We start from the raw sequence: 25887 nt of genomic DNA, 5'->3' as shown, positions 1-25887 counted from the left end.
TGCTTATCATCGCCCCGGCCCTTCACCCCACAGCAGCTTGTGCAGCTGGATCTGTACCCGTACCGGCAGACGATCACGTAGCACCCATTCCGCGAGTGTTGCGGGAGCAAGCTTGTCGTAAACCGGTGAGAATAAGAGGGGGCAGATGAGATCCAGTTTACGCCCACGTATTGCTTCAACCGCCCATTGATAATCCGCTTCATCGCACAGTACAAACTTGACTTCATCGTGGCGGGTAAGATGGTCGAGATTGGACCATAGGTTTTTCTCCGCTTCCCCTGAACCAGGGGTTTTGATGTCCAGAATTCGGGAAACACGCGCATCCACCTTGGAAACATCCAGTGCGCCGCTGGTTTCAAGTGAAACCGAGTAACCGGCATCGCACAACAGTCTGAGCAGGGTCAGGCATTCTTTCTGCGCCAGGGGCTCGCCACCGGTGACCGTAACATAATGCGGCATATAGCTGGCAACCTCCGTCAGAATGGCGGAAATTGATAGGCTCTTGCCCCCATAGAACGCATATCCGGTGTCGCAATAACCGCAACGCAAGGGACATCCGGTAAGGCGCACAAATACTGTGGGCAACCCGGCACGGCTAGTCTCTCCCTGCAGAGAAAAAAATATTTCGCTGATGCGTAAATTTACCGCATCGGCAGGTTGCGTAATGGTGTGTTGCGACGGAAAAGGGGTATGAACCATCTAAGAGGGTGCGCCATCACCAAGAAAGCGGATTCTGGTGCGCTATTTTCTGCTGGCCAGCCGCTGCTTGGCCTTTTGTGCCGCGTCGCTCCCCGGATATTTGGCAATAAGATTTTCCAGGGTCTTCTTGGCAGCAGCTTTCTGATTCATTTCCTGCTGACTACTGGCAATGTTAAGCATCGCGTCGGGAGCCTTGGAGCTAGCGGGGAACGTGGCGATCAGTTTTTCCTGAGTACTGATGGCGTTCTTGAAGTCACGCTTCGCGTAATAAGCATTACCGGTCCAGTAATGAGCGCTCGGCACAAGGCTGGACCCTGGGTAGCTTTTGATAAATTGCTTGAACTGGGAAATGGCCTCTTGATACTTGGCATTCTTGAAAAGGCTATAGGCAGCCTCGTAATCACGGCTCTCCACGCTTTCCGTTGCTGCAGCACTTGCCGGGGGTGGAATCACCGCGACAACCCTGGCAGGCGTCTCGATACTAGGTTCCGGTGCGGCCTCAGACTTGGTGGCGGGCGGAGCGGGAGATTCTGAAGCGGCGGATTCGTCCGGCTGCTCTAAGCGCCTCAATCGACTATCCAGATCAATGTAAAAATCCTTCTGCCGCTTCTGCGTCAACTCATTCTCATTGACCAGTACTTCAATCTGGCCCTGCAACTTGTTCATGTCGAGCCTGAGCGTCTCGATCTGGTTGTGGAGTTCCAATAGCGGCTGATCGTTGAGCGTTTCTTCAAGTTTGACAATGCGTGCTTCCAGCGTGCGCCCTTGATTGCGCAGATCTCCAATCAATGCCTGCTGTGCCGCGATCTGCTTACGCGCTTCCTCGTCGTCGAATAGTCCGGCGTAACTGGCATTACAACCGATCAGTAACGATAACCAGAAAGCGCGCAACCGCACGGTTACTCGCCCTGATAGCGGATATCAGTGCGGCGGTTCTCGGCCCACGAGGATTCATCATGGCCTGTCGCCCGGGGTTTTTCCTCACCCAGACTGACGGATTCGATCTGGGATTCCTTGGCACCCGACAATGTCATGGCATTCCTTACCGCATCGGCGCGGCGCTGACCCAGTGCGAGGTTGTATTCCCGGCTGCCGCGTTCATCGGCGTTACCTTGCAACAGCACTCTGGCATTTCCATTGTCGCGCAGGTACTGGGCGTGGGCCTGCACCAGAGATCGATATTCATCCTTCACGACATAGCTATCGAAGTCAAAGTAGACGCTGCGTTTGGAGAGGATATTGTTTGGATCGGTAAGCGGGTTCAGGTTGGGTACGGCCCCGGTTGTAGGACCGCCGCTTTCAACCGCCCCCGACTGGGTGCCGATGGACTTGTCCTCCACTTCAGCGGAGGGCTTCGTACTCTGGCTGGAGCATGCCACCAGCAAACTGATCAATAACACGCCAAATATGTTTTTCATGTGCATTCCTTTATAGTTGACTAGATATGGCATTCGGAATTATTGCAGCCCTGGCAAAGGGCCCCACGCCGGCTCTCTTACATCACCAGCTTGTGTTGAAAGCTGTTGCCTTGTTCTGCCATCACTTGATACTGCGGATAATATACCACGGCCCTTTACCTCGGTCGCATACAAAATGATCCTGCCGTTGGGCGCAAAACTGGGAGACTCATCGAATCTCGAATCAGTGAGCAATTGCACCTGACGGGTTGCCAGATCCTGTGTCGCGACATTGAATTTATCACCATTGCGATGAATAAAGGTAAAGCTTTTTCCATCCCGGCTGTAATCGGGACTGACATTATAGCTGCCCTCGAAGGTAAGGCGCTCCGCCATTCCCGATGGGCGTCCCGTTATTTGCATACGATAGATTTGCGGACTGCCGCCGCGATCGGAAGTAAAAATGATCGACTGGCCATCAGGCGAAAAGCTGGGTTCGGTATCGATTCCGGAACTCTGGGTGAACCTTTGCAAGCCGCTGCCATCAGCGTTAATCAAAAAAATCTGCGAGCCACCCACCAGAGATAGTACCACCGCCAGCCTCTTTCCGTCCGGCGACCAGGCCGGTGCGCTGTTGCTCCCCTTGAAATTGGCCACCGCCTTGCGTGTCCGCGTTGCAAGGGTCTGCACATAAACTACTGGCTTCTTGTTCTCGAAGGATACGTAGGCCAGTTGCTTGCCATCCGGTGACCACGCGGGCGAAATAATCGGCTCGGTATACTCAATCACCGGTTGGGCATTAAACCCATCGGCATCCGCTACCTGTAATGAATATTTTTTACCTTCTTTCACCACATAGGCGATACGGGTGCTGAATACCCCTACATCACCGGTTAATTTTTCATAAATCAGATCCGCTATTCGATGTGCGGCGGCACGCAACTGCCCTACGGGAACGGTTTCAGTATAGCTGGCCAATTGCACCTGTTTTGCGACGTCCAGCAGACGGACGCGCACGGCTACCTGGCCGCCGGGCAGGGCCGTGGTGCTGCCGATTACCAGCGCATTGGCGCCGCGATTGATCCATTCTGAATAAACGACTTCGACGGGTTCGTGCGGCGCAAGGCCGGCCGGATCAACCATTCTGAACAAGCCACTGCGCTGCAAATCTGCAGCCACCACCGGTGTGATACCCTGATTGAGCTTTTCCTCCGCGGCGAAGGGAACAATAGCGATAGGAATCTGTGTCGCACCCCCGCCAAAAATTTCGATGTCGAGTGCGGCATGGGCGGGCGTGCCAATCAGCCACAGGAACAAGACAAGGACATATGGGAAAAATTCAGGCGAGCGAATCTGCATAGAAATAACTCTTAGGAAGTTCGCGATGGTGCGGTGAATTATACCTCAGTCATTCACGATAATGTACCTTGAGGCTTAAATTACGGAATTTTGGAAATAATGCGGGATCGGGTGGCAAGGGAAGTGGTTTGGCCAGAAAAATGGCGCGCTCCACCGCGCTGTCGAAAGCGGCAAACCCGCTGCTTTTACGCAACTTGACATCGAGAATGTCACCGCCGGGCAGCAGTGTAACGTCGAATTCCGCGACCGGGTTGCCTGGTAAATCGGGCGGCATGATGATATGGCTTTTGATTTTAGCCAGTATTTTGGCCTTGTATTCCGCTATTTCATTTCCCAGGCGAGACTGCGCCGCCGCCTGTGCCTGAAGCTTGTTATTTGCTTCCTGCTCTCGCTGAAGCTGCTCTACCTCGGCGGCTACCCTTGCTTGCTGGTCCTTCAATTCCTTTTCTTTCTGCGCCTTCAGTTCTTGCTCTTTCTCCTTTTTCTCTTTTTGCTCCTTTTCTTTTTGTTCCTTTTCTTTTTGCGCTTTCAGTTCTTTTTCTTTCAGTTCTTTTTGATCTTTTTCTACCGGTTGCTTCTTTTCCAAGGGCTTAGGTTTCTCAATCTTTTCCTTGAGTGCGATATCCGGCTTGGGGGGCGGGGGTGGCGTCTGTGGTTCCGGCGGCAGCGGCTTTACTTCGGGCGGCGGCTGGACAGGCGCGGGTGCCGGGGGTGGCGGCGTTGCCTGGATAACCGGCGGCTGCGGTTGGGGCAGATTACTCCATAAATCCACCATCATGACTTCCGGTGGATAAGTTTTCCAGTTGAGACCGAAAATCATGAACGCGAAAAAAATGATATGCACCAGCACCGCCAGCACGCCTGCTGGTATGCGCCCTGGCTCAACGTGCGAGGAGCCTCGCAATGCCATCCCGCCGGTCAAGATTTCGGCCTGGCCAGCAGCCCCACCTTCTTCACCTGCTGCTGTTGCAGAATATCCATCACATTCGTCACTTCTTCGTAACGCACACTTTTGTCGGCGGCGATCACTACCGCCTGCTCAGCGTTTTGCGCCTGCTTCCGTTTGATTGCATCGACCAGCTCGGTCCGGCTGACTTTTTGTTCACCGCCTGACGTGGCGCGATCGTGTAATCTCAGGCTACCGTCGGCCTTGATGATCACTTCCAGCGGCGCAACCGGGGGCGTGAGTGATTTGCCAATTTGCGGCAATTCAATCTGACCAGGGCTGATAAGCGGCGCCGTAATCATGAATATCACGAGCAATACCAGCATTACGTCGATGTACGGCACGACGTTTATTTCATTCATCAGACGGCGTTTGGCTCGGCGCTCGGTCACAATATCTGTCCTTCGAAATCCTTATCCGGTTGCTTGCCGCTGTAACACATTGGACAATTCTTCCATGAAACTCTCGAAACGGGTCGCCAGCCGATCTATGTTGTTAGCATAACGATTATAGGCAATGACCGCGGGAATTGCCGCAAACAAACCCATCGCGGTCGCTATCAATGCTTCCGCAATGCCCGGTGCGACATGAGCAATGGTGGCCTGGGTAACGTTGGACAGCCCCCGGAAAGAATTCATGATTCCCCAGACGGTGCCGAACAAGCCGACGTAGGGACTTACCGACCCCACCGTCGCCAGAAAGGAAAGATGCGACTCGAGACTGTCCATCTCTCGCTGATAGGTGGCCCGCATGGCCCGGCGTGTACCATCCATCACGGTACTGATATCCATCCCCGGCTGGCGCTTGTGTTTGATGAACTCACGGAATCCCGCCTCAAAAATCCGTTCCATACTCCCTGCCGTATGGCGCGCGCTGGCGGCGCTTTGGAAGAGCGCATTGAGATCGGGGCCTTTCCAGAAAACATTCTCGAATTCATCGCTCTGCTTTATCGCCTGACGGATGACAAATAGTTTGCGAAAGATAAACCACCACGACAAAAATGACGTCACCAGCAATAACGCCATCACCAGTTGCACCGGCAGGCTGGCGCTGCCGATGAGGTGGAAAAGGGACATATCCTGCGTTACCGATGCGCTCATGAGAGTTTTCCAAGTTTATGACGCAGCGGCGCGGGCACGCTTACTGGTTTGAGGCTGTCGGCGCCCACACATACCGCATGGACAGTGGCACTGGCCAAAGTGACTTCGCCACGCAGCATATGCTGGGAGAGTGTTATGCGGCTTCTGCCTAGTTCGGTAGGCTGCACGGCCACCTGTAACAAATCGTCCAGCAAAGCTGGTTTGAAGTATTCAATATTGAGTGAACGTATCATGAAAATTACCTTGTGAGTCTGAATCAATGAATGAATATCAAATCCCAGTTCCCGCAACCATTCGTAGCGGGCGCGCTCCATGAAATCAAGATAAGTTGAATGATAAACCACTCCGCCCGCGTCGGTGTCCTGATAATAAACCCGGACCGGCAGGGTGAAAATAGTCTTGTCCGAATTTACCATCAAGTTGTCATCTTCTGCCGTTGTTCTCATATTTTCAAAAGATTTGCGAATCTGAATTCGCAAATAAGAATGCTGGAATGGATAAATAGAGTGAATCTCTAAAATATTTTCTTACCAATTCCCACGTTCTACTGATGACCAGGACTGCTATTGACTGTCTTCCCACAACTCGCCGCTCAACCCGTTCTTCGGTAGCGCCATGCCGAAATGCCGATAGGCGATGACCGTGGCCATGCGGCCACGCGGCGTGCGCTTCATGTAGCCCTGCTGGATCAGGTAGGGCTCCAGCACATCTTCGATGGTGCCGCGCTCTTCGCTGATGGCGGCGGCGAGATTATCAACACCCACCGGCCCTCCGCCGAATTTTTCCATGACGGCCAGCAGCAGTTTTCTGTCCATCACGTCGAGGCCGATGAGATCCACATCCAGCATGATCAATGCCGCATCCGCCACCGGACGGGTAATGTAACCGTCGGCTTTCACTTCAGCGAAATCGCGCACCCGCCGCAGCAGGCGGTTGACGATGCGTGGCGTGCCGCGCGAGCGGCGCGCGATTTCCACCGCTCCATCGGGAGAAATTTCAACATTCAACAACCCCGCCGAGCGCGTGACAATTTTGGTCAGCTCTTCCACTGAATAAAACTCCAGCCGCGAAATAATGCCAAAGCGATCACGCAACGGGTTGGTCAGCATGCCCGCACGCGTGGTGGCGCCCACCAGGGTAAACGGCGGCAAATCGAGCTTGACCGATCGCGCCGCGGGGCCTTCGCCAATCATGATGTCAAGCTGATAATCCTCCAGCGCGGGGTAAAGAATTTCCTCCACCACCGGTGAAAGACGGTGAATTTCGTCGATAAACAGTACATCGTTGGGTTCAAGATTGGTCAGCAGCGCCGCCAGATCACCGGGACGCTCCAATACCGGGCCGGAAGTCTGACGCAGACTCACGCCCATCTCTCTCGCAATGATATGGGCAAGCGTGGTTTTGCCCAAACCGGGCGGGCCGAACAGCAGCACGTGATCGAGCGCTTCCCGGCGCCGCCTCGCCGCTTCGATGAATATCTGCAACTGCCCGCGAATTTTTTCCTGGCCGACGTATTCGTTCAGGTGCTTGGGACGCAGCGCACGCTCCAGCTCTTCTTCCTGAAGAGAAACAGGTGCAGAGGCGATTAATCGATCGGTTTCAATCATTCAAGTAGCAGGTTTCGCCCGATTTGCACATCGGGGATAAATAAATTCTTCTTAATAAGAGGGCTTCCCACGCTACGCTTATCCATCCTGCGTGACTACCTCGACCTTCGATCTGCAAGCACACTACTTGTCTTTCGATAAGAGCTTCAACGCCTGCCGTATGCCGTCGGAGACGGCAACGCCCGCAGGTAATTGCCTGGTCGCCCAATTGGCTTCACGCTCATTATATCCCAGAGATAATAGGGCATTGAGCACGTCGCTGCCATCTCTTGACGCCGAGATCCCTCCTCCCGCCGCAGTTGCGCCAGTCATGCCGGCATCGAGCTTGTCGCGCAATTCCAGCAGTAAACGTTCGGCGGTCTTTTTACCAATACCGGGGATTTTGATCAGCCGTCCGCTATCCTGAGCTGCCACCGCTTGATGCAGATCGGCTACACTCAAGCCAGACAGCAAGGCCAGCGCAGTTCTCGCGCCGACACCGGAAATTTTTACGAGTTGACGAAAGGCTTGCCGCTCTGCTTCGGTGGCGAAACCAAAAAGTAGATGCACGTCTTCGCGCACTACGAGATGAGTGTGCAGCGTGATTTGCACACCGATGGCGGGCAAATTATAGAACGTGCTCATCGGTACGTCGATTTCATACCCCACACCCTGAACGTCGACCAGCACCAATGGTGGAAACTTTTCCAGCAACAGTCCCGTTATTCTGCCGATCATCCTAAACCCGGCGGCTGAACAGGGAATTCATCATGAATGTGAAATTCAAGTAGCATAAAGTATCTCTGTACATCATGGCGCTAAACTGGAAAATGAGCGATCAGCCGCCGGGTTTAGGATCAAACGAGCCGCCCGCGTTTCATGCGGTAGCCCGCTGTCGAAATCCCGCCCAACCCCAATCCGCCGTGGGCATGGCAGATAGCGCAGGCAAGCGCATCCGCTGCATCTGCGCTGGGGCTGCCGGCAAGCTGTAACAACCGCATAACCATGTCCTGCACCTGTTCTTTCTTCGCATGACCTTTGCCTACCACCGCCTGCTTGATCTGTAGCGCGGTATATTCGGCAACAACGAGATTATTCAATACCGCCGTGCAGATCGCGGCTCCGCGCGCCTGTCCGAGCATCAACGTGGATTTTGGATTGACATTGACAAACACCTGTTCCACCGCGACCTGATCGGGACGGTGCTGCGCGATGACTTCATTCAGATGGTCCATGATGGACTTCAGGCGCGACGGCAGTTCGCCGTCCAATGTCTTGATACACCCGCTGCCGACATAGGCTAGCTTGTTGCCCGTCTTATCGATGACCCCGAACCCAGTAATACGCAAGCCGGGATCTATGCCAAGAATACGGATACGCTGGACTCCTTTTTCACCTGCCGGATAAAAATCTATTCATCAATCACCGCCGTCGTATAGACCTCCTGCACATCGTCGATACTTTCCAGCGCGTCCAGAAGTTTTTGCATTTTCACCGCCTCGTCGCCCGCCAGCGTAGATTCGTTGGCGGGTTTCATGGTCACTTCGGCGAGTTCCGCCTTGAACCCGGCTTTCTCCAGCGCCGCCCTGACACCGACGAACTCATACGGTGCGGTAATGACTTCGATGCTGCCATCGTCATTGCTGACCACATCTTCCGCGCCCGCTTCCAGCGCCGCTTCCATCAGCTTATCCTCATTGGTGCCGGGTGCAAAAAGCAGTTGCCCGCAGTGCTTGAACATGAACGCAACCGAGCCGTCGGTGCCGAGATTGCCGCCATACTTGGTGAAAGCATGACGCACATCCGCGACCGTGCGCACACGGTTGTCAGTCATGCAATCGACCAATACGGCCGCCCCGGCGATTCCATAACCTTCATAACGTATCTCTTCATAATTCACGCCCTCCAGATCACCGCTGCCGCGCTTGATTGCACGCTCTACGTTATCTTTGGGCATGTTTTGCTCGTATGCTTTATCGACCGCCAGGCGCAACCGGGGATTACTGGCGGGGTCCCCTCCGCCGAGCCGCGCGGCGACGGTAATTTCCTTGATAAGCCGGGTGAAAATCTTGCCGCGCTTGGCGTCCTGCGCGGCTTTCTTGTGTTTGATATTAGCCCACTTGCTGTGACCAGCCATGATGCGTATGCCTTATGTCTCTTTGTTGGAGTGGGTGCAATGTTACCATCCCGCATGCCGCGGATAAAGCGCGGGGAAACCGTTACTCAAGGCAACATATGCCCCTAAAGGAATTATTCTCTATTGTTCATGCCGGCCATCGATAGGGTGTAACATCCAGCGGCTGGGGCTTGTTCAGAATCATGTTGGATACAAGTCGCGCGCTGCCTGGTGCCATGGTAACACCGTAACGGTAGTGCCCACTGTTCAGATACAGGTTTGTAACGAAGGGATGACTGTCGATAACCGGTATATTCCCTGGCGAACCGGGACGCAGACCCGCCCAGTGACCAGCTAGCATTTCTTCGGTCAATGCAGGCACCAGCCTATGCGCCTTTTCCAGCAGCTCCTTCCGCACATGAGCGGTTGTGTGTTTATCGAAAGCGACTTCCTCCACCGTGCTGCCGGCCAGAATATAACCGTCTCGGCGTGGTATCAGATAAAAATTATCGGGTTCCTGTAATACAATCGTGCCGAGCAAACCAGGCTGCGCCTTGAACAGCAGGATCTGCCCCCGCACCGGCCAGATATCGAGCTTTAATGCATATTCGCGCAGAAGCTGACGGCTCCATGCTCCGGCGGTAACGATGTAGCTGGCCGCTGCATACTCCTCGCCACGGCTGGTAGCGACCGACTGGATGCGCTCTTGCGCTATCTTCCAGCTGGTGACCTCAGCATGTTCGATGATGGTGCCTCCATTCATCTCCACAGCGAGTACCAGCGCCTGTAGCAAGCGCGGATTGCGCACCTGGCAGACTTCGGGTAGCCAAAGCGCCGGTTCGTCGAGCGCGAGTGCCGGCGCAATTTCGTGAGAGCGAACCATTCTCATGGCAAGGTCATGTTGAGCGCACCAGGCTTCGGCTATACGATGGCGAGCATCCTGTCGCGCGACTTCTTCTGGGCCGTTAGAGAATCCGGGCAGCACCAGCATGCCGCTCGCATGAAACTCCGGGTCGATGCCTGTTTCCATGTGCAATGCTTGGATAAACCCGGGATACAAGCGGTTGCTCCATTGCGTCAATTGCGTTACCGGATCGGAGTAATCCCATGGCAATAGCGGCGAAAGTATGCCTCCACCCGCCCAAGATGACTCTTCCCCGCAGCGATTGCGCTCCAGTATGGTTACATGCGCTCCCTGCCGTAACAATTCGCGCGCCGTGGCCAGTCCGGCAATCCCTCCGCCTATGACGATAACGTCGTTCAAAAATTGATTCCTCGCATACCGGCAGTTTAAAGCAAATTTTGCGGCGAAACGGGATCGGTGGGCGATCGCCGGGCTAGCCTGATCCAAAAAACTTTATATCGGGGGAGCGAGTCGGTATAATGCACGTCCTTTGCGTATCTTTGGGTCGTTAGCTCAGCCGGTAGAGCAGCGGACTTTTAATCCGTTGGTCGCCAGTTCGAATCTGGCACGGCCTACCAATTTTCAAAGATTTATAAGTGTTCGGCAGGCGGTGCTTATATCTCTTCTGGTGAATGCGCCAGTCAATAACCACAACTTATCTATTTCAAAGTATCTTTAGTTCAGTCTAACATTCTGAAGAAAGGTGCGAGCCGCTTCGTCGCTTGGTCGCCAACTGTCAGCGATCTGACACGGATAAAATGCAATTTTCGTCCCTGAGGACTTACTGGACGATAAAAACTTTTCCCGGATCCTCGCGAATAGCAATCAAATGCTTCACCCGTTCGTGGATTCGCGAATTCAGCTGGCCTTTGTTGAGCCAAAAGCTTCTGAGATGTGTCCACCGCTATTCAAAATTATTTCTCCAACCCTAGCTAGGCCCGCAATTCCTGCATTCCTTAATGCATACCTCGTAATTTACCGTATGCGCAGGTTTCCTTTGCCTGCATTAGAACACGTCGGAGGCCGTCCTTCACGCAAGCTCCTAGTAAGAAACGATCCGTCGCCACGATGGGCGGGCCATCTCTACAGAGCTCGGTTCAAACTCCTTTGGGTGGCGCTATGAATTATTGAAAGGTTAATTTAGGTCCGGTTTATCGCTACAAGAAATGTGGGAATAACCCGGGTGACAGTAACCAGAGTTTCAGAGACGAGGACAATCGAATTAAGCTTATATACCTCATGAATAAAGCGCTTGCAAAACTTCATGAGAAATATGCCACCATACATTGGCGCTTCTCGCTTTCGGTATCGGAAAATTACTCATAAAATGTTTTATCCTTATAGAAACTTTTGCATCCTTTACATTCCCATCGCCCCTCTCCATAACCCTGAAGCCGAACCAGTTTCACATCCTGATCGTAACAGCGTTGGCAAAACGGCCCTTCTTTATTGTCATTTGTCTGTAACCAATAATACGGCTGCTCCCATACAATATGCTTTTTTATCTGAAGCGCTTCCTGGAGCTGTTTGATTTTCTCATCTCTATCAATTACCTCGTGCTGAATTTCGGCTAACTCACTTTTCAATTCAGCTAAGGCATAGAGGAGGTCAGCGAGTCGGCTTTTCTGCTCTGCTTTCTCCAGTGAAAGATCGGTCTCTTTAAGTAGTTGCGCAATTTCTCGTGCCGTCTTGACAGCACTTAAAGCAGAGGAAAATAAGGTTAGATCAACCATAATTTTTTCTTGTGTATTAGGAGATTGGTGGGCCGGTAAATATTCCCATAAACATTATTTATTCCATCGATTCTTGCACGGGTTCCGGCTCCTTGACAGTTACACGCTGATTAGCCGCACGAATAGCTTTTGCTGCAGCGCGGGAAATTTTCTTGCGGGCATCATCAGCCTTATCTCCCTCCATTACCTCTCGTTTTATCACCTCGTTAGAAAGAACACCTTTAATCTGATCAATATCAATACGTACGTCTGGTGAAACACGCCGGAGCTCGCGACGGATAATTTCAAGCACAGGATCGGTTTGCAGCATTGCTCCAATGAAGAATCTAGATAAAGCTTGCTTTTGAGTGTGATACTCACCTAGGACCGAGCGCTGCCACCCTTCTTTACACCAGAGATAAAGTACCTCGATATCATTGTCTGATCGAGGATTCATAACCGAGAAATCAATATCAACCACAAGCTCCTGATCAATTGGTTTAGCGAAGACTAAGCGGTAAACGCGCCAGCACATACCATTTGTAAGCAAAACCCAATCTACCCCTTGATTCGCAGCATAATCGATAGCCTGCTTCACATGCTGATCTTTGAGATCAAGCCCAATGGCTTTCACTTCAATAAGTATTTGCAACGCCCCTTCGAGCTTTATCCCGAGATCACAATATGTTCCCCGTATCGAAAATTCCGATGTCACTTCTAGATATTTATCATATCCAAATACATCCGCAAGCATGTCCTTAATAATAGTTACCGTATCGGCCTCGCCCACATCCCTAGCTTTTGCAGCGGCCAGTATTGGCTGATATCTTTTTATTCCGGCAATGAGTCGTTCGATCACTTTTTTCGGTATTGATGCCATTTCTTCTCCCTTTTTGTGGCGCCCTTTCGGAGCGCATGAAGGCTACTCTATGCTCTGTTTTGTCGCATCGCACGCTGTCACTGCTCAATGAATTGTACAGAACTCAACAGTATTGAATACTGTCCCGAGGTACACCAGAGAATCAGTGTGGGTATTCGCCCTGAGGCGGGGTGAGGCCGATCTGTCGTCAATACCCACACTCGCACTCAGGTGTACCTTGGTCTAATTGCTGAGCTATTCACCGCGGGCGTAAGATGCGCAACGGCGGGAATTATTCCCCCGATCAGCTGTAAAAAAAGAACCTGAACCCATCAAAAAAGATTTCAATCAGAGCAATTTATAGAAACCTTCGCGTGTCCGATCGAGATATGACGTACGTAAGCATGGATTACAGATTTCTAATTTTAATAATGAGGAAATAAAATGCTAGAAGCGATGTATGGAGTGGAATTCAGCTCAGATATGGGGGATATGGGATACGGGGTAGTCATACTAGAAACCGGACGGATATTTGGAGGAGATAGTAGCTATATTTATGTGGGAGGTTATGCTTATGAAAATGGCCTTTTGAAAGCTACCGTAAGGGTTGAAAATGATCGGAAGGTACTGACCAGCATCTTTGGAAATATAGATAAATTTACTCTAGTCGGCACGGTCAATATGGAGGAGAACAACAAGCATCAAGCATTCATTATGAATGGACATATGGTTGAAAATCCCGCCATGAAAATTGCTGTGAAATTTACCCGGCGCGCAGAATTACCTTAACGTCAAGAAACCAATAAAAACCCGCTTCGGCAGGTTTAGGGTAATTGCGTGGCAGATTGGGAATGAAAAACCCGGCGCAGTTTCCTGGACCGGGGCGGGGTGTTGCTTTGCAAGGGGCGTGACGCCCGCGAGATATATTAGGGGATTGTTAAAATGTTGCCATGAGACAAAGGTGCTAAAAATACAGCGGTAGCGAACCAGTCGAATCAGGTCCGGTGCGGATGCAGCGCTTAGGCTTAAGGTTTAAGGTTCTGGTGATCTGTAGTAATCGCTTCCATAGAAGCATTCAGGATCTTTAATTGGGAGTCTATTTGTTTCATATTGGCTTTCATATCGGCCTTTATTTCGACCTGTTCTTTCATCAACGCAGCTTGCGTCGTGGCGACGCCGCTAAAACCGGTTACCATGACGCCTACAATGCCAAATATCAAGGCAACCAGGGTAATCGTGACCATGGTCCAACTTCCCCTGAGTGCTCTTACGTCATCTAAATGATCCCTCAGTCTGGAGCCGACATTTTTTATTTCTGCATCCATGACCGCCACTTTCGTTTCCATGTGTGACCTTCTAAAGTATTTGTATTATAGGACGCGTACATCCTTAATCTACTGTACTAAAGTATATGCGGGCTCAGAATAATACCTTCTGATTAGTAAGCAAGTATCGGACCAGATGTTGATTATCTGATTATTCAAGCACATCCATATGGCCTTAAAAATAGTGTGGAAAATATACCGACATAAAAGCGGTTATCTGGCATAACGGCAGCAATTCAGATTACTGTAATCTTTCTTACCTGCCGCCCCCCGCCTTCTACTGCTTGAAGTCCGGCACACGCTGTCCTCACACTCCGGCCTCTAGAGCATGCGCAAACCGCCGCACCGTCTCAGTAAGGGTAATAGGAGACAGCCTCCATGATTTTAGAATCTAATCGGGTTTTGGCAACCGCGACAACAAATCCATTATCTTTGGCGAATACCGGCTAGTCTCGGGTATTCCCCGCATCACCCTACGTTTTCGGGTCGTGGCGGACAAGCGCGCTCCCCGATAATTTGCGCAGGGCGACATAGAACACAGGCGTGAGGAACAGCCCGAACAGGGTTACACCGATCATGCCCGCGAACACGGTAATCCCCGTGGCCGAGCGCACTTCCGCACCCGCACCTGTAGAAAGTACCAGCGGCACCGAGCCGGCGACAAAGGCAATGGATGTCATGACGATCGGCCGCAGGCGCAGGCGGCAGGCCTCCAGCGCCGCTTCAACGATTCCCTTGCCCTGGAATTCCAGTTCACGAGCGAATTCGACGATCAGGATCGCATTCTTGCAGGCCAGACCCATCAGTACGACGAGCCCTACTTGCACGAATATATTGTTGTCGCCACCAGTCAACCATACGCCGAGCAGGGCGGCGCACATGCATACCGGCACGATCAGGATGACGGCAAGCGGCAGCGTCCAGCTTTCGTACAGTGCGGCCAGCACGAGGAAGGCGAGCATGACGGCAAGCGGAAATACGATCAGCTTGGCGTTGCTTTGCGTCACCTGTTGATAGCTCAGGTCCGTCCATTCGAGCATCATGCCGTCCGGCAGCATTTCCCCGGCCATTTCCTTTAGCCGGGTGATGGCCTGTCCCGAGGAAAACTGACGCGGATCGGAATCGCCGATCAGATCGGCAGCAGGATAACCGTTGTAGCGCAGCACTGGATCGGGGCCGTAGGTCGGCGTGATCGTCGTCATCGCACTCATGGGTATCATATCGCCACTCTCGTTGCGTACGCGCAATTTCTCGATGTCTTCAACGCGTTGCCGTTTACTGGCGTCGGCCTGGACAAAAACGCGATAGACGCGGCCGAACAGGTTGAAGTCATTCACATAGGCTGAGCCCAGGTAGATTTGCAGCGTATCGAACAGCTCGTTCAGCGGCACGCCCTGCGCTTTGGCCTTGGTGCGATCGACCTTGATTTCAAGCTGGGGAATATTTGCCTGATAAGCGCTGACCGGATAGGTGAACCCCGGGGTCTGCGCAATCTTGCCCTGGAATGCTTTGGTCGCATCCTGCAGTGCGCCATAACCCAGGCCGGCGCGGTCCTCCACGTACAGCGAGTAACCGGAACCGTTGCCCAATCCCTCGATCGGCGGCGGCATCAACGCGAAGGTAATGCCTTCCTCGATGGAGGAGAATTTTTCGTTGAGCTCCGCGACGATGGCGCTGGCGCTGCGGCTGCGCTGGTCGAACGGCTTGAGGATGACATAGGCGGCGCTGAAATTAGGCGTGTTGGTAAGCTGCAAGGCATTGAGGCCCGCATAGGCCGCCACTTTCTCCACGCCGTCGGTGCCAAGGGCGATATCGATCATCTTGCGCACGACCTCGTCGGTGCGTGCCAGCGAGGCGCCTTCGGGCAGCTTGGCGCCGGTGAAGAGATAAAGTTTATCCTGCGTCGGGATAAAACCATCCGGCACTTTGCCGAACAGAAGCGCGGTGCAGGCGAGCAGCATGAGGTAGACGCCGAACACGAGCCCGCGTTTTGTCAGGGCGTGCCCGACGGTACGATGATATCTCTCGGAGTTGCGCTGGAAGAAGCGGTTGAAGGGACGGAACACCCAGCCGAGCAAACGCTCCATCACGCGCGACAGCGCATCCTTGGGCGTGTCGTGGCTTTTGAGCAGCAAGGCAGCCAATGCCGGCGACAGGGTCAATGAATTGATGGCCGAAATCACCGTGGAAACCGCGATCGTTACGGCGAACTGCTTGTAGAACTGGCCGGTTACGCCCGTCAGGAAGGCCATCGGCACAAATACTGCGCACAGCACCAGCGCGATGGCGATGATGGGACCCGATACTTCTTTCATTGCCTGGTGCGCGGCAGCAAGCGGCATCAGCCCTTCCTCGATGTTGCGCTCGACATTCTCCACCACGACAATGGCATCATCGACAACGATACCGATTGCGAGCACAAGGCCGAACAAGGTCAAGGTATTGATCGAAAAACCGAGTACGTACAGCACGCCAAAGGTACCCACTATCGACACGGGTACCGCGATCAGGGGGATGATCGACGCACGCCAGGTTTGCAGGAACAGTATCACGACCACCACGACCAGCGCTATGGCTTCCAGCAGCGTGTTCTGGACTGCGCGGATGGAATCGCGCACAAAAACGGTGGGATCCCATGTCGGATCGTAGACGATGCCTGGCGGGAAGCGCCTGGATAGCTCATCCATCTTCGCATACACCGTATCAGCCACTGCCAGGGCGTTGGCACCCGGAGAGAGGAAGACGCCTACCGTGGCGTTGGTGTTCCTGTTGTTATATGCGCGCACGGTATAGTTGCCGGAGCCGAGTTCCACGCGCGCCACGTTTGACAGGCGCACCACCTCACCATTCAGGCCGCTCTTCAGGATGATGTCGCCGAATTCGGCTTCCGTGCTCAGCCGGCCGCGCACATTGATTGAAATCAGGAAATCCGGTTTGTTCGGCGAAGGCTCGGCGCCGAGCTGGCCGGCCGATACCTGCACATTCTGTTCGCGCAGCGCGTTGAGCACGTCGCCGCTCGTCAGTCCGCGCGAGGCGACTTTATCCGGATCGAGCCAGATACGCATCGCGTAGTCGCCCGAGCCGAACAGCTGCACATCGCCGATGCCGTGCAGGCGGGATAGCTCATCCTTGACATGCAGCACCAGGTAGTTGCGCAAATAGAGCGAATCGTAGCGCCCGTCCGTCGAGATCAGGTTCATGTACATCAACGGCGTCGGGGATTGCTTTTGGGTCGTCACGCCATATTGCCGGACCGCCTCCGGCAGGCGCGGCAGTGCCTGGCTCACCCGGTTCAGTACGCGCACTGCGGCGATATCCGGGTTCACGCCGGGCGTGAAGGTGATCACTATCTGCAGGGTACCGTCGGAACTGGCGATAGACTTCAGGTACATGATGCCTTCAACGCCGTTGATGGCTTCTTCCAGCGGCACGGACACCGATTCGGCGATCACTTTCGGGTTGGCGCCCGGGTAGTTGGTGCGTACCAGAACGGTCGGTGGAATGACTTCCGGATATTCGCCGCTCGGCAGCAGGGGGATCGCAATCAGGCCGCCGGCAAAAATCACAATCGACAGCACAGCCGCGAAGATCGGCCGGTCGATAAAGAATCTGGAGAAATCCACTGATGTTTACCTCACCGCGCCCTACAGCGCGGCCATCGGGATTTCATTGGGCTTGACCGGCATGCCGGGGTGGACTTTCTGCTGGCCGGCGACCACGATCCTGTCGTCCGCCGCAAGACCGGACTGTATCACGCGCAATCCCTCCGCCATGCGGCCGGGCACGATGTCCCTGCGCTGGACTTTGGCATCCTTGTCCACCACGTAGACGTACTTGCGGTCCTGGTCTGTCATCACGGCCTTGTCATCGATCAGCAGGACATTTTCCTTCCTGCCGCTGACGAATTGCACGCGCACGAACAAGCCGGGGGTAAAAATGCGATCGGCATTGGGGAGCACGGCGCGCGCGCGTATGGTTCCAACGGCGGAATTGACCTGGTTGTCGAAGAAGTCGATCGTGCCTGCGTGGGGATAGCCTTCCTCGTTGGCCAGGCCGACGCGTACCGAGGTGCCTGCCGGCGCGCCTCCGCCATCGCGCGCCTGTTCGCCGTAGCGCAGGTAGCTGTTCTCGTCGACATCGAAATATACATACATGGGATCCTGCGACACTACCGTGGTCAGTATGGTCTGGTCGGCAACGGCCAGATTGCCGACAGTTACCAAGGCACGGCTTGTTTTCCCGGCGACTGGCGCGCGCACCTCGGTAAATTCTAGCTGGAGCTTCGCATTGGCTACCACCGCCTCGGCAGCATCGATATCCGCGGCGGTCTGCGTGTGCGTAGTGCGGCGCGTGTCCGCCTCTTCGCGTGAGATTGCTTCAGCATCCATCAGCAGCCGGGCATTGTTGTCCAGCATGCCCGCGAGCTGTTTCGCCACGCGCGCACGATCGAGCTGCGCCTGCGCATTGGCCAGCGCCATCCGATAGGGGCGCTGATCGATGAGGAACATCAGGTCGCCCTTCTTCACCTCCTGCCCTTCCTTGTGGTCTTCCTTGTACGCGACGCGCTGCACATAGCCGCTCACGCGGGCTCGCAGTTCAACGGTATCGATCGCGCTGACGCGGCCGGTGTATTCATTCCATTGCTGTACCGGTCTGGAGAGTACCCGGGCAACGCTGACTTCCGGCGAAGGTGGCGCCTGCTCACCCCCCGCCTGCCCGCTGTCACAACCTGCCAGCACCAGCGTCAATGCGATGATTACGCCTGGCATCATCGACCGTGTACGGTACACTCTACCGATTTGAGAGTGATGCATGCATATTCCTCTTGGCTATTGCAACAAGGCGACAAGGTAGGAACTTGTCCCCCATTATCAGAGTCAAGATTATCCCCTGCCTATCAACATTTGAAAATCATACGTAGCTGATGAGTATGATTGCACAAACCGGTTGCCAAATGAACGTAATAAAACAATCAAAAGGGGTCAGCTCACGAAACGAAAAAAATCGTACGTTAGCAGAATGATCCACGAAGCGGAGTATGTGATGCGGACTTACTAAGAGGGAGTGAAACAGTCAGGTTTGGGGTGATAACAAGACCGCATAGCTCGCTTGGCAATTTTACGCTAGCCGGATTCCACCCAACACCCTTTGCAAACCGAGATCCTACTGCGCCGCGCAGTTAATTGAGGGTAGCAGGTCACTGCCGACCAAGTAATTTTTCCTGCCTCAGGTGGAAATCTCCTTCTTGGAAACTGTGTATCTAAACGAATTGGGCTTCAACTTTGACCATCTCATTGTCGAAAAATTTTACACTATGGTTCGCCTCGAATAAAGGTGCACGTGCAACTCTTTTAATATTAATGATATTTTATTTATGGCATGAAAAATGCTTATAAAACAATATGAATGAGATGGGTTTATAGCGCTCCTCTAAAAAACAGGAATAAAAAATGAGATTCACACCCAAGACGCTGCACCAAAAAATCACTTTCGCATTGAGTGCTTTAGTGCTAATCCCGCTGCCGGCCAGTGCGCTGCTGATTAATACTTCCCCGGCAGGCTTTAGCAACTCTGCAAGCGCTACCGATACCGAGGGTGGAAGCGCCAGCAACAACAACGGCGCCAGTCTCGGGACCAGCGCCATCAGTCAGTTCAACTCGAATCAGGGTGTGCTGATGGGCACCACCCTGAATCTCACCTCGACGCGGACCCAAAGCACTTGGACTCGATCCACAGATGGCGCCAATACCGGCAGCAACACCACGGGTACCACGAGTGGGACCGGCAGCAGCACCGCCAGTATCTCGGGACCGGGCGTAAATGCCACCTTCTTACCGGCTATTAATGGTAGCGATTCATGTTCGGATAATCGCAGGGGTGCGTGCACCGGGACCGCTACCACAAGTTCCGCTACTACTACCAACCTGAATCAAACTGTATCTTCCGCCAATCTGGATAGTTATGTCGGCAACGGCGATGTAACACTGGCGCGCACAGCCCCGACACTGACGGCAACTCAGACAAGTGCCCTATTCACCGGGACAGAGACGACGCAATATACGGTCACCTGGGCGGGCAACGTAAGCGCCACTTATGACTACCAGCTGCACGCCGCGCCGTCCTTCGACAGTTCCTCAACAATGCTCACCCTGAATCTGGATTTCGGAACTTTCTTCGTGGGTGACGCTGCCACCCTTGGATTCAGCCTCTTCAATCTGGCTGATGCCAACCGGGTCGGCCTTGATCTCGACAGCATCTTCGGTAGCGGCGACATCGGCACGCTGTTAACCGACTTGGGTAGCTTCGGCGGCTTGGGCCAAGGTTCAAGCCAAGGCTGGCTGGCCATGCTGGACACCTCTTCAGCCGGAATTTTCAGCGCCAGTTACCTATTAAGCCTGTCGGATGCGGACGTCGGCGCGGCATCCAGCCGGGCTGCCTATAGTCTCACCCTGAACCTGACTGGCACGGTAAATAATTTGCCGGATCCGCCAGCGCAGATCGAAGCGGTACCCGAACCTGCCACTCTTGCACTTCTTGGCCTCGGCTTGGTGGGTCTGGGTTTGAGCCGCCGCAAGAAATCGTAAAACCAATTTACACGTTAAAACAGACCCGCTTCGGCGGGTTTTTGTTTGCAGCAGGCAGAGTATGCACGATATGTTTCACTCAAAATTCTCTCGCTAAATAGGAAAGATATGAGGATATCCGTCAGCTGAAGAGCGGAACAGCTGCTGCGTTGCATCGCCGCACCCGGCTTTGCAATCGGCTGAAAACAGCTCGCCATAACTGATAATGAGCTCCGCATGTTATTATGTGCAATCGGTTCTAACAGCTCATTGTGTTGTAGCTCATTGATCAACTTGATCTTTATTGGCCACTGGTTGAAATCTGCCAATGTCTGATGCTGATAAGACTTAGCGTGAAAATCTCCACCCTCCCTTTACGCGCCAAACCCTACATGGCCCCCACATGGCTGCGGGGGGGCCATGCGCAGACCATCTATCCCTATCTGCTGTCACGCCCCCTGGTTACTTACCGGCGCGAACGCTGGGAACTGGATGATGGCGATTTCATTGATATCGACTGGCTGGATAATCCTGCCGATGCGCCGCTGGTGATACTGTTTCACGGGCTTGAAGGAGATTCGTGCAGTCATTACATTCTGAGTATGATGAGCTTACTGCAGGATCTGGGCTGGCGCGCCGGGGTAGTGCATTTTCGCGGCTGTTCGGGATCGCCCAACCGCTTGCCGCGCGCCTATCACGCCGGCGACTCAATGGAAATTGATTGGATACTGCGCAGGATAAGCGGACAAAACAAGCTTTCGGGTTCCGCGCCGCTCTATGTGGTGGGGGTATCACTGGGCGGAAATGCTTTTCTGAAATGGCTGGGTGAGCAAGGTCAGCAAGCCTGTCAGTTGATCGACGGTGCCGCGGCGGTTTCCGTGCCGCTGGATCTGGCCGCCGCGGGGAGCGCTCTGGCGTCGGGCTTCAACCTGCTCTATACCCGTCACTTTCTCGATACGCTAAAACGCAAGGCGCTGGAGAAATTTGGCCGCTTCCCCGGCCTGTTTGACGCAGCCGCAGTAGCCGCATGCACTACGTTATATCAATTCGATAATCTCGTAACGGCACCGCTGCACGGCTTTCGAGATGCCGAAGACTACTGGCACCAATCCAGTAGCAAGCCATGGCTCAGGCATATCCAGGTTCGCACTCTCGTCATCAATGCCTTCAACGATCCTTTTATGCCGGCCTCCGTATTGCCTGAATCGCATGAGGTGTCATCCGCAGTCACGCTGGAATTTCCCGAAGAAGGGGGGCACGCCGGATTTCTGAATGCGCCTTTTCCGGGCAGGCTGACATGGCTCCCGGAAAGAATTATCAGTTTTTTCGCGGAGCAAGGTTCTGAAGTTTATCGCAATTCCCAAATGGATTTAATCGAGCTCAGAAGCTCTTAACCCGGATATTTCATAAATTCGGTGAAAGAGTGACCTAATTATTCATGCGACAGACTGAATAAAATTTCCCAAAAACAGACATCAGCGGGAAATGCGCGAATTTATGAAGCATTCGGGTTAGATATTCCCTCAAGTTTGGGAATGGGGCAATTGGTGTAAAATCGACTCCCGATTTTCAGTATTTAGTTTGAGTGTCGAGCCGGCAGCCGGGCTACATGGAATTGAGTTCCGTGGCCAGCCGCTCATGCCAAACATCAAGTCAGGATCACGGCAACATGTCTACATCTCCCACTTTTGTTCACCTGCGCATGCACAGCGAGTATTCCATCGTGGATGGTATTGTGCGTATCGACGATGCGGTGGCAAAAGCGGCGTCCGATAGTATGCCGGCATTGTCGCTGACGGACCTTTCCAACCTGTTCGGTATGGTGAAATTTTATCAGGAGGCGCGCGCCAAAGGCATAAAACCGATTATTGGCTGCGATGTCTGGATAAGTAACGAAGATGACAGGAACAAGCCCGCACGTATTTTATTGTTGTGCCAGTCCAACCCGGGCTACCTTTTGTTGTGCCGGCTGTTGTCACGTGCCTATCGTGAAAACCAGCGCCAGGGGCGGGCAGAAATCAAAAAGGCCTGGTTTGCCGAGAGCGGAAGCGGAACAACGGGACTGATTGCCCTGTCCGGGGCGAACCTTGGCGATATTAGCCTGATGTTGATGCAGAATAATTTAGTTCAGGCGGAAATGCTGGCGCGAGAATGGGCGGGGTTGTTCCCGGACCGTTTTTATATCGAAGTGCAGCGAATAGGGCATCCCAATACCGAGACTCTTGTGCAGAGCTCACTGGCGCTGGCATCCGCATTGCATTTGCCGGTAGTGGCGACACAATCGGTACAGTTTTTAAATCCCGATGATTACAAGGCACACGAGGCTCGAGTATGTATCGCGGAAGGTTACGTGCTGGGCGACCGCCGCCGCCCGAAGCATTGCACCGAAGAACAGTATTTCAAAACCCAGGAAGAGATGACGGCATTGTTCGCCGATTTACCGGCGGCGCTCGCCAACACGGTGGAGCTCGCCAAGCGCTGCAATCTCACGCTGGAATTGGGGGTCAATCGTCTCCCATTATTTCCGACGCCCAACAACCAGAGTCTGGAGCTGTATCTACGCGCCCAATCGGAGACAGGCCTTGAAGAGCGCATGGAGGCACTCTATCCCGATATAACTGAGCGCAATGCGCAAATGCCAAAATATCGCGCGCGGCTGGATTTCGAGGCCTCCACCATCGTACAGATGGGATTCGCCGGTTATTTTCTGATCGTTGCTGATTTCATCAACTGGGCCAAGCACAATGGCGTGCCTGTGGGCCCCGGCCGAGGCTCCGGCGCGGGTTCGCTGGTCGCTTATTCCCTGGGCATTACCGACCTCGATCCGCTTCGTTACGATTTACTGTTTGAACGCTTCCTTAATCCGGAACGTGTTTCCATGCCTGATTTTGACATTGATTTCTGCCAGGACGGGCGCGAACATGTCATAGATTATGTCAAACAGAAGTATGGTGCCGAGAGTGTTTCGCAGATCGCAACTTTTGGCACCATGGCGGCAAAAGCGGTGGTACGCGACGTTGGACGGGTGATGGATTTGCCTTATAACTTCGTCGATCAGCTGGCGAAGCTGGTACCGTTTGATCTCGGCATGACGCTAAAGAAGGCGCGTGCGGAAGAGCCACAACTGAATCAGCGTGCGCAAGCGGAAGAAGAAGTGCGCAATCTGCTGGAACTGGCCGAACGCCTCGAGGGACTTACACGCAATGTTGGCATGCACGCCGGGGGGGTGCTGATCGCGTCGGGAAAGATTACTGATTTTTGCCCCGTTTACTGCACTGACGCGGGTGATTCGGTAATCAGCCAGCTGGATAAAGATGATGTGGAGAAAATCGGCCTGGTGAAGTTCGACTTCCTCGGGTTGCGGACGTTGACCATACTCGACTGGACCGTCAGATATATCAGGCAGCGAAATGCACACCCCACCGAACAGGGTTCCGGGCGCGCGGCAACGGATGTCGATGGAGATATTACTGAAACCGGAATCGGGATCGTCAAATCCTTTTCCCTGGAAAACCTGCCTCTGGACGACCCGGCTACCTACGCGCTGTTGCGGCAGGGAAACGCCATAGGAGTGTTCCAGTTCGAATCGCGTGGCATGAAAGATCTATTGCAGAAAGCAAAGCCCGACTGTTTTGAGGACATCATCGCGCTGGTGGCGCTGTATCGTCCGGGGCCGATGGCCCTGATTCCCGAATTTACCGAACGTAAGCATGGCAAGCGCGTGGAGTATCTTGATCCACGTTTGCAACCCATACTTGAGCCCACTTATGGCGTGATGATTTACCAGGAACAGGTCATGCAAATCGCGCAGGTAATAGGCGGTTATAGTCTCGGGAGTGCCGATCTGCTGCGGCGTGCAATGGGTAAGAAAAAAGTCGAAGAAATGGCCATGCAGCGCGATATTTTCGTTGCCGGCGCCACCAGGAATGGTTTGACAGAGCGCGATGCGACCGAACTGTTCAGCCTGATGGAAAAATTCGCGGGCTACGGTTTCAACAAATCGCACGCGGCGGCTTACGCCCTGATTGCATTTCAGACCGCCTATCTCAAGACGCATTATCCCGCTGAATTCGTGGCTGCCACACTGTCCGCCGATATGGACGATACGGACAAGGTGCATGTGTTTTTTGAGGATGGCATTGCCAATGGACTCTCCATCCTGCCGCCCGACATCAATCTTTCCAGTCACCGTTTTATTCCGGTGGATAAAAAAACCATACGATATGGTCTGGGAGCAGTGAAAGGTACGGGAGAATCGGCGATTGCAGCAATCATCAAGGCACGTGATCAGGATGGGCCCTATACCGACCTGTTTGATTTCTGCCGGCGGGTGGACAAGCGCATTGTCAACCGCCGCGTGGTGGAATCGCTCATCCGCGCTGGCGCGTTTGATTCTGTCAATAACCATCGAGCAGGCTTGCTGGCATCGGTTGGCATTGCACTCGAATCGGCCGAACAGGCGGGCCGTGCAGTCAATCAGGTGAGTTTATTTGGCGAGATTGACGACTCGATGGAACAGCAGAGTTTGATCAACGTGCCGCAGTGGGTGGAAAAGGAGCAACTGAAGAATGAAAAAATGGCGCTGGGATTCTATTTGAGCGGCCACCCATTCAACGCCTGCGCGGAAGAGCTGAAAGGCTTTGTGCGCACGCGGCTGAATCGATTGAATCCCCAGCGAGAACCGCAACTTCTGGCGGGAATCGTCTACGCTATACGCACGCAGATGACCCGACGTGGCAAGATGGGGGTAATCGTATTGGATGACGCCAGTGCACGGATGGAGATAGTTGTATACAACGAGTTATTCGAGTCTGTCCGTAATTGGCTGAAGGAAGATCAGCTGCTTTTGGTAGAAGCCAAGGTGAGCAGTAAAAGAGGGGACGACGGGAATGGCGATGAACTGCGTATTTCCGCCGATCAGCTCTATAATCTGGACAGCGCTCGCTCACGCTACGCAAAATGCGTGAGACTCCACTGCAACGGGCTGGCAAACGCGGCCAAGCTAAAGGAATTACTTGCGCCCTATCGTATGAATGCGAACACCGCCAATGCCGGCAATAGCCAACATGGCGATGGGTACTGTCCGGTATCGGTGATTTATCGCAATAAGGATACGGTTTGCGAACTGAAGTTGGGGGATGCGTGGCGCGTAAGCCTGCGGGACAATTTGCTGCAATCCCTGTCAGCGCATTTCAAGGCAGAAAATGTCAAAGTGATTTACTGACGGGATGGTACCGGTGCCGTTATCCGGGTGCCTTTATTCTTGACCGAATAGTTCAGTAGCTCTACTATGCTTCCGCTCACTCAATATTTTTGTATCC

Annotated in this window: 22 protein-coding genes and 1 tRNA gene; 5 read left to right on the top strand and 18 right to left on the bottom strand. The window is 53.5% G+C overall.

Translation table 11 applies throughout. The features are described 5' to 3' along the window. Positions 1-6: 6 nt before the first annotated feature. From queE to thiO, 13 genes are all read right to left on the bottom strand, one after another. The gene (gene queE / locus BLR00_RS02935) at positions 7-699 is read right to left on the bottom strand and encodes a 7-carboxy-7-deazaguanine synthase QueE (RefSeq protein ID WP_074630728.1); all 693 of its coding nucleotides are present in this window, start codon (positions 697-699) and stop codon (positions 7-9) included. A gap of 42 nt (positions 700-741) precedes the next feature. Next, the gene (gene ybgF, locus BLR00_RS02930) at positions 742-1596 is read right to left on the bottom strand and encodes a tol-pal system protein YbgF (protein ID WP_074630727.1); all 855 of its coding nucleotides are present in this window, start codon (positions 1594-1596) and stop codon (positions 742-744) included. Between the two features lie 2 nt (positions 1597-1598). After that, positions 1599-2117, bottom strand: coding sequence for a peptidoglycan-associated lipoprotein Pal (gene pal / locus BLR00_RS02925; protein WP_175443959.1), 519 nt, complete (start codon positions 2115-2117; stop codon positions 1599-1601). Positions 2118-2156: 39 nt separating this feature from the next. Further along, positions 2157-3455, bottom strand: coding sequence for a Tol-Pal system beta propeller repeat protein TolB (gene tolB, locus BLR00_RS02920; RefSeq protein WP_074630726.1), 1299 nt, complete (start codon positions 3453-3455; stop codon positions 2157-2159). 49 nt (positions 3456-3504) lie between these two features. After that, complete coding sequence (locus tag BLR00_RS02915) at positions 3505-4365, bottom strand: cell envelope integrity protein TolA (RefSeq protein ID WP_074634099.1); 861 nt, start codon at positions 4363-4365, stop codon at positions 3505-3507. Between the two features lie 8 nt (positions 4366-4373). Continuing rightward, positions 4374-4793 carry a protein TolR gene (gene tolR, locus BLR00_RS02910; RefSeq protein ID WP_254773464.1) on the bottom strand — a complete coding sequence of 140 codons (420 nt, stop codon included), beginning with the start codon at positions 4791-4793 and terminating at the stop codon, positions 4374-4376. 21 nt (positions 4794-4814) lie between these two features. Continuing rightward, positions 4815-5501 (bottom strand): protein TolQ, encoded by a 687-nt coding sequence (tolQ, locus tag BLR00_RS02905; RefSeq protein WP_074630725.1) that lies wholly within the window; start codon positions 5499-5501, stop codon positions 4815-4817. Beyond that, positions 5498-5947: a tol-pal system-associated acyl-CoA thioesterase gene (gene ybgC / locus BLR00_RS02900; RefSeq protein ID WP_371130366.1), complete on the bottom strand. Its 450-nt coding sequence runs from the start codon at positions 5945-5947 to the stop codon at positions 5498-5500. The genes tolQ and ybgC overlap by 4 nt, the downstream gene beginning before the upstream one ends. 117 nt (positions 5948-6064) lie before the next feature. Then, positions 6065-7108, bottom strand: coding sequence for a Holliday junction branch migration DNA helicase RuvB (gene ruvB, locus BLR00_RS02895; RefSeq protein WP_074630724.1), 1044 nt, complete (start codon positions 7106-7108; stop codon positions 6065-6067). Between the two features lie 123 nt (positions 7109-7231). Next, positions 7232-7825, bottom strand: coding sequence for a Holliday junction branch migration protein RuvA (ruvA, locus tag BLR00_RS02890; RefSeq protein WP_074630723.1), 594 nt, complete (start codon positions 7823-7825; stop codon positions 7232-7234). 119 nt (positions 7826-7944) lie between these two features. Next, positions 7945-8463, bottom strand: a complete 519-nt coding sequence (gene ruvC / locus BLR00_RS02885) for a crossover junction endodeoxyribonuclease RuvC (protein ID WP_074630722.1) — start codon at positions 8461-8463, stop codon at positions 7945-7947. Positions 8464-8498: 35 nt separating this feature from the next. Continuing rightward, positions 8499-9224: a YebC/PmpR family DNA-binding transcriptional regulator gene (locus tag BLR00_RS02880; RefSeq protein WP_074630721.1), complete on the bottom strand. Its 726-nt coding sequence runs from the start codon at positions 9222-9224 to the stop codon at positions 8499-8501. A gap of 127 nt (positions 9225-9351) precedes the next feature. Continuing rightward, complete coding sequence (gene thiO, locus BLR00_RS02875; RefSeq protein WP_074630720.1) at positions 9352-10467, bottom strand: glycine oxidase ThiO; 1116 nt, start codon at positions 10465-10467, stop codon at positions 9352-9354. A gap of 142 nt (positions 10468-10609) precedes the next feature. On the opposite strand from thiO, the gene BLR00_RS02870 reads away from it, so the two are divergent. Further along, positions 10610-10685: transfer RNA gene (locus BLR00_RS02870), tRNA-Lys, on the top strand. 738 nt (positions 10686-11423) lie between these two features. Here the strand turns inward: BLR00_RS02870 and BLR00_RS02865 are convergent. Then, on the bottom strand, positions 11424-11840 hold the full coding sequence (locus tag BLR00_RS02865; protein WP_074630719.1) for a nuclear hormone receptor DNA binding domain-containing protein: 417 nt from the start codon (positions 11838-11840) through the stop codon (positions 11424-11426). A gap of 58 nt (positions 11841-11898) precedes the next feature. Next, positions 11899-12699 carry a type I restriction enzyme HsdR N-terminal domain-containing protein gene (locus BLR00_RS02860; RefSeq protein ID WP_074630718.1) on the bottom strand — a complete coding sequence of 267 codons (801 nt, stop codon included), beginning with the start codon at positions 12697-12699 and terminating at the stop codon, positions 11899-11901. Positions 12700-13122: 423 nt separating this feature from the next. On the opposite strand from BLR00_RS02860, the gene BLR00_RS02855 reads away from it, so the two are divergent. Next, positions 13123-13467: a GrlR family regulatory protein gene (locus tag BLR00_RS02855; RefSeq protein WP_074630717.1), complete on the top strand. Its 345-nt coding sequence runs from the start codon at positions 13123-13125 to the stop codon at positions 13465-13467. A 236-nt stretch (positions 13468-13703) separates the two neighbouring features. On the opposite strand, the gene BLR00_RS02850 is transcribed toward BLR00_RS02855, so the two are convergent. The 3 genes from BLR00_RS02850 to BLR00_RS02840 all read right to left on the bottom strand — a co-directional run bounded on the left by BLR00_RS02850 (position 13704) and on the right by BLR00_RS02840 (position 18775). Then, positions 13704-14024, bottom strand: coding sequence for a hypothetical protein (locus BLR00_RS02850; RefSeq protein WP_107797701.1), 321 nt, complete (start codon positions 14022-14024; stop codon positions 13704-13706). A gap of 452 nt (positions 14025-14476) precedes the next feature. After that, positions 14477-17626, bottom strand: coding sequence for an efflux RND transporter permease subunit (locus BLR00_RS02845; protein WP_074630715.1), 3150 nt, complete (start codon positions 17624-17626; stop codon positions 14477-14479). A gap of 21 nt (positions 17627-17647) precedes the next feature. Beyond that, positions 17648-18775 carry an efflux RND transporter periplasmic adaptor subunit gene (locus BLR00_RS02840; RefSeq protein ID WP_074634096.1) on the bottom strand — a complete coding sequence of 376 codons (1128 nt, stop codon included), beginning with the start codon at positions 18773-18775 and terminating at the stop codon, positions 17648-17650. Between the two features lie 678 nt (positions 18776-19453). Here BLR00_RS02840 and BLR00_RS02835 point away from each other — a divergent pair. From BLR00_RS02835 to dnaE, 3 genes are all read left to right on the top strand, one after another. Next, a complete protein-coding gene (locus tag BLR00_RS02835) occupies positions 19454-20587 on the top strand; it encodes a PEP-CTERM sorting domain-containing protein (protein WP_074630714.1) in 1134 nt (377 codons plus the stop codon). A 332-nt stretch (positions 20588-20919) separates the two neighbouring features. Next, positions 20920-21960, top strand: a complete 1041-nt coding sequence (locus BLR00_RS02825; RefSeq protein ID WP_074634095.1) for a YheT family hydrolase — start codon at positions 20920-20922, stop codon at positions 21958-21960. A gap of 275 nt (positions 21961-22235) precedes the next feature. Further along, positions 22236-25790, top strand: a complete 3555-nt coding sequence (gene dnaE / locus BLR00_RS02820) for a DNA polymerase III subunit alpha (RefSeq protein WP_074630712.1) — start codon at positions 22236-22238, stop codon at positions 25788-25790. Positions 25791-25887: the final 97 nt, after the last annotated feature.

Origin of the sequence: Nitrosospira multiformis (genome assembly GCF_900103165.1) — a bacterium.
Taxonomy (GTDB): domain Bacteria; phylum Pseudomonadota; class Gammaproteobacteria; order Burkholderiales; family Nitrosomonadaceae; genus Nitrosospira; species Nitrosospira multiformis_D.
Note: the sequence above shows the minus strand (reverse complement) of the source record. Positions and strands in the feature narration are given on the sequence as shown.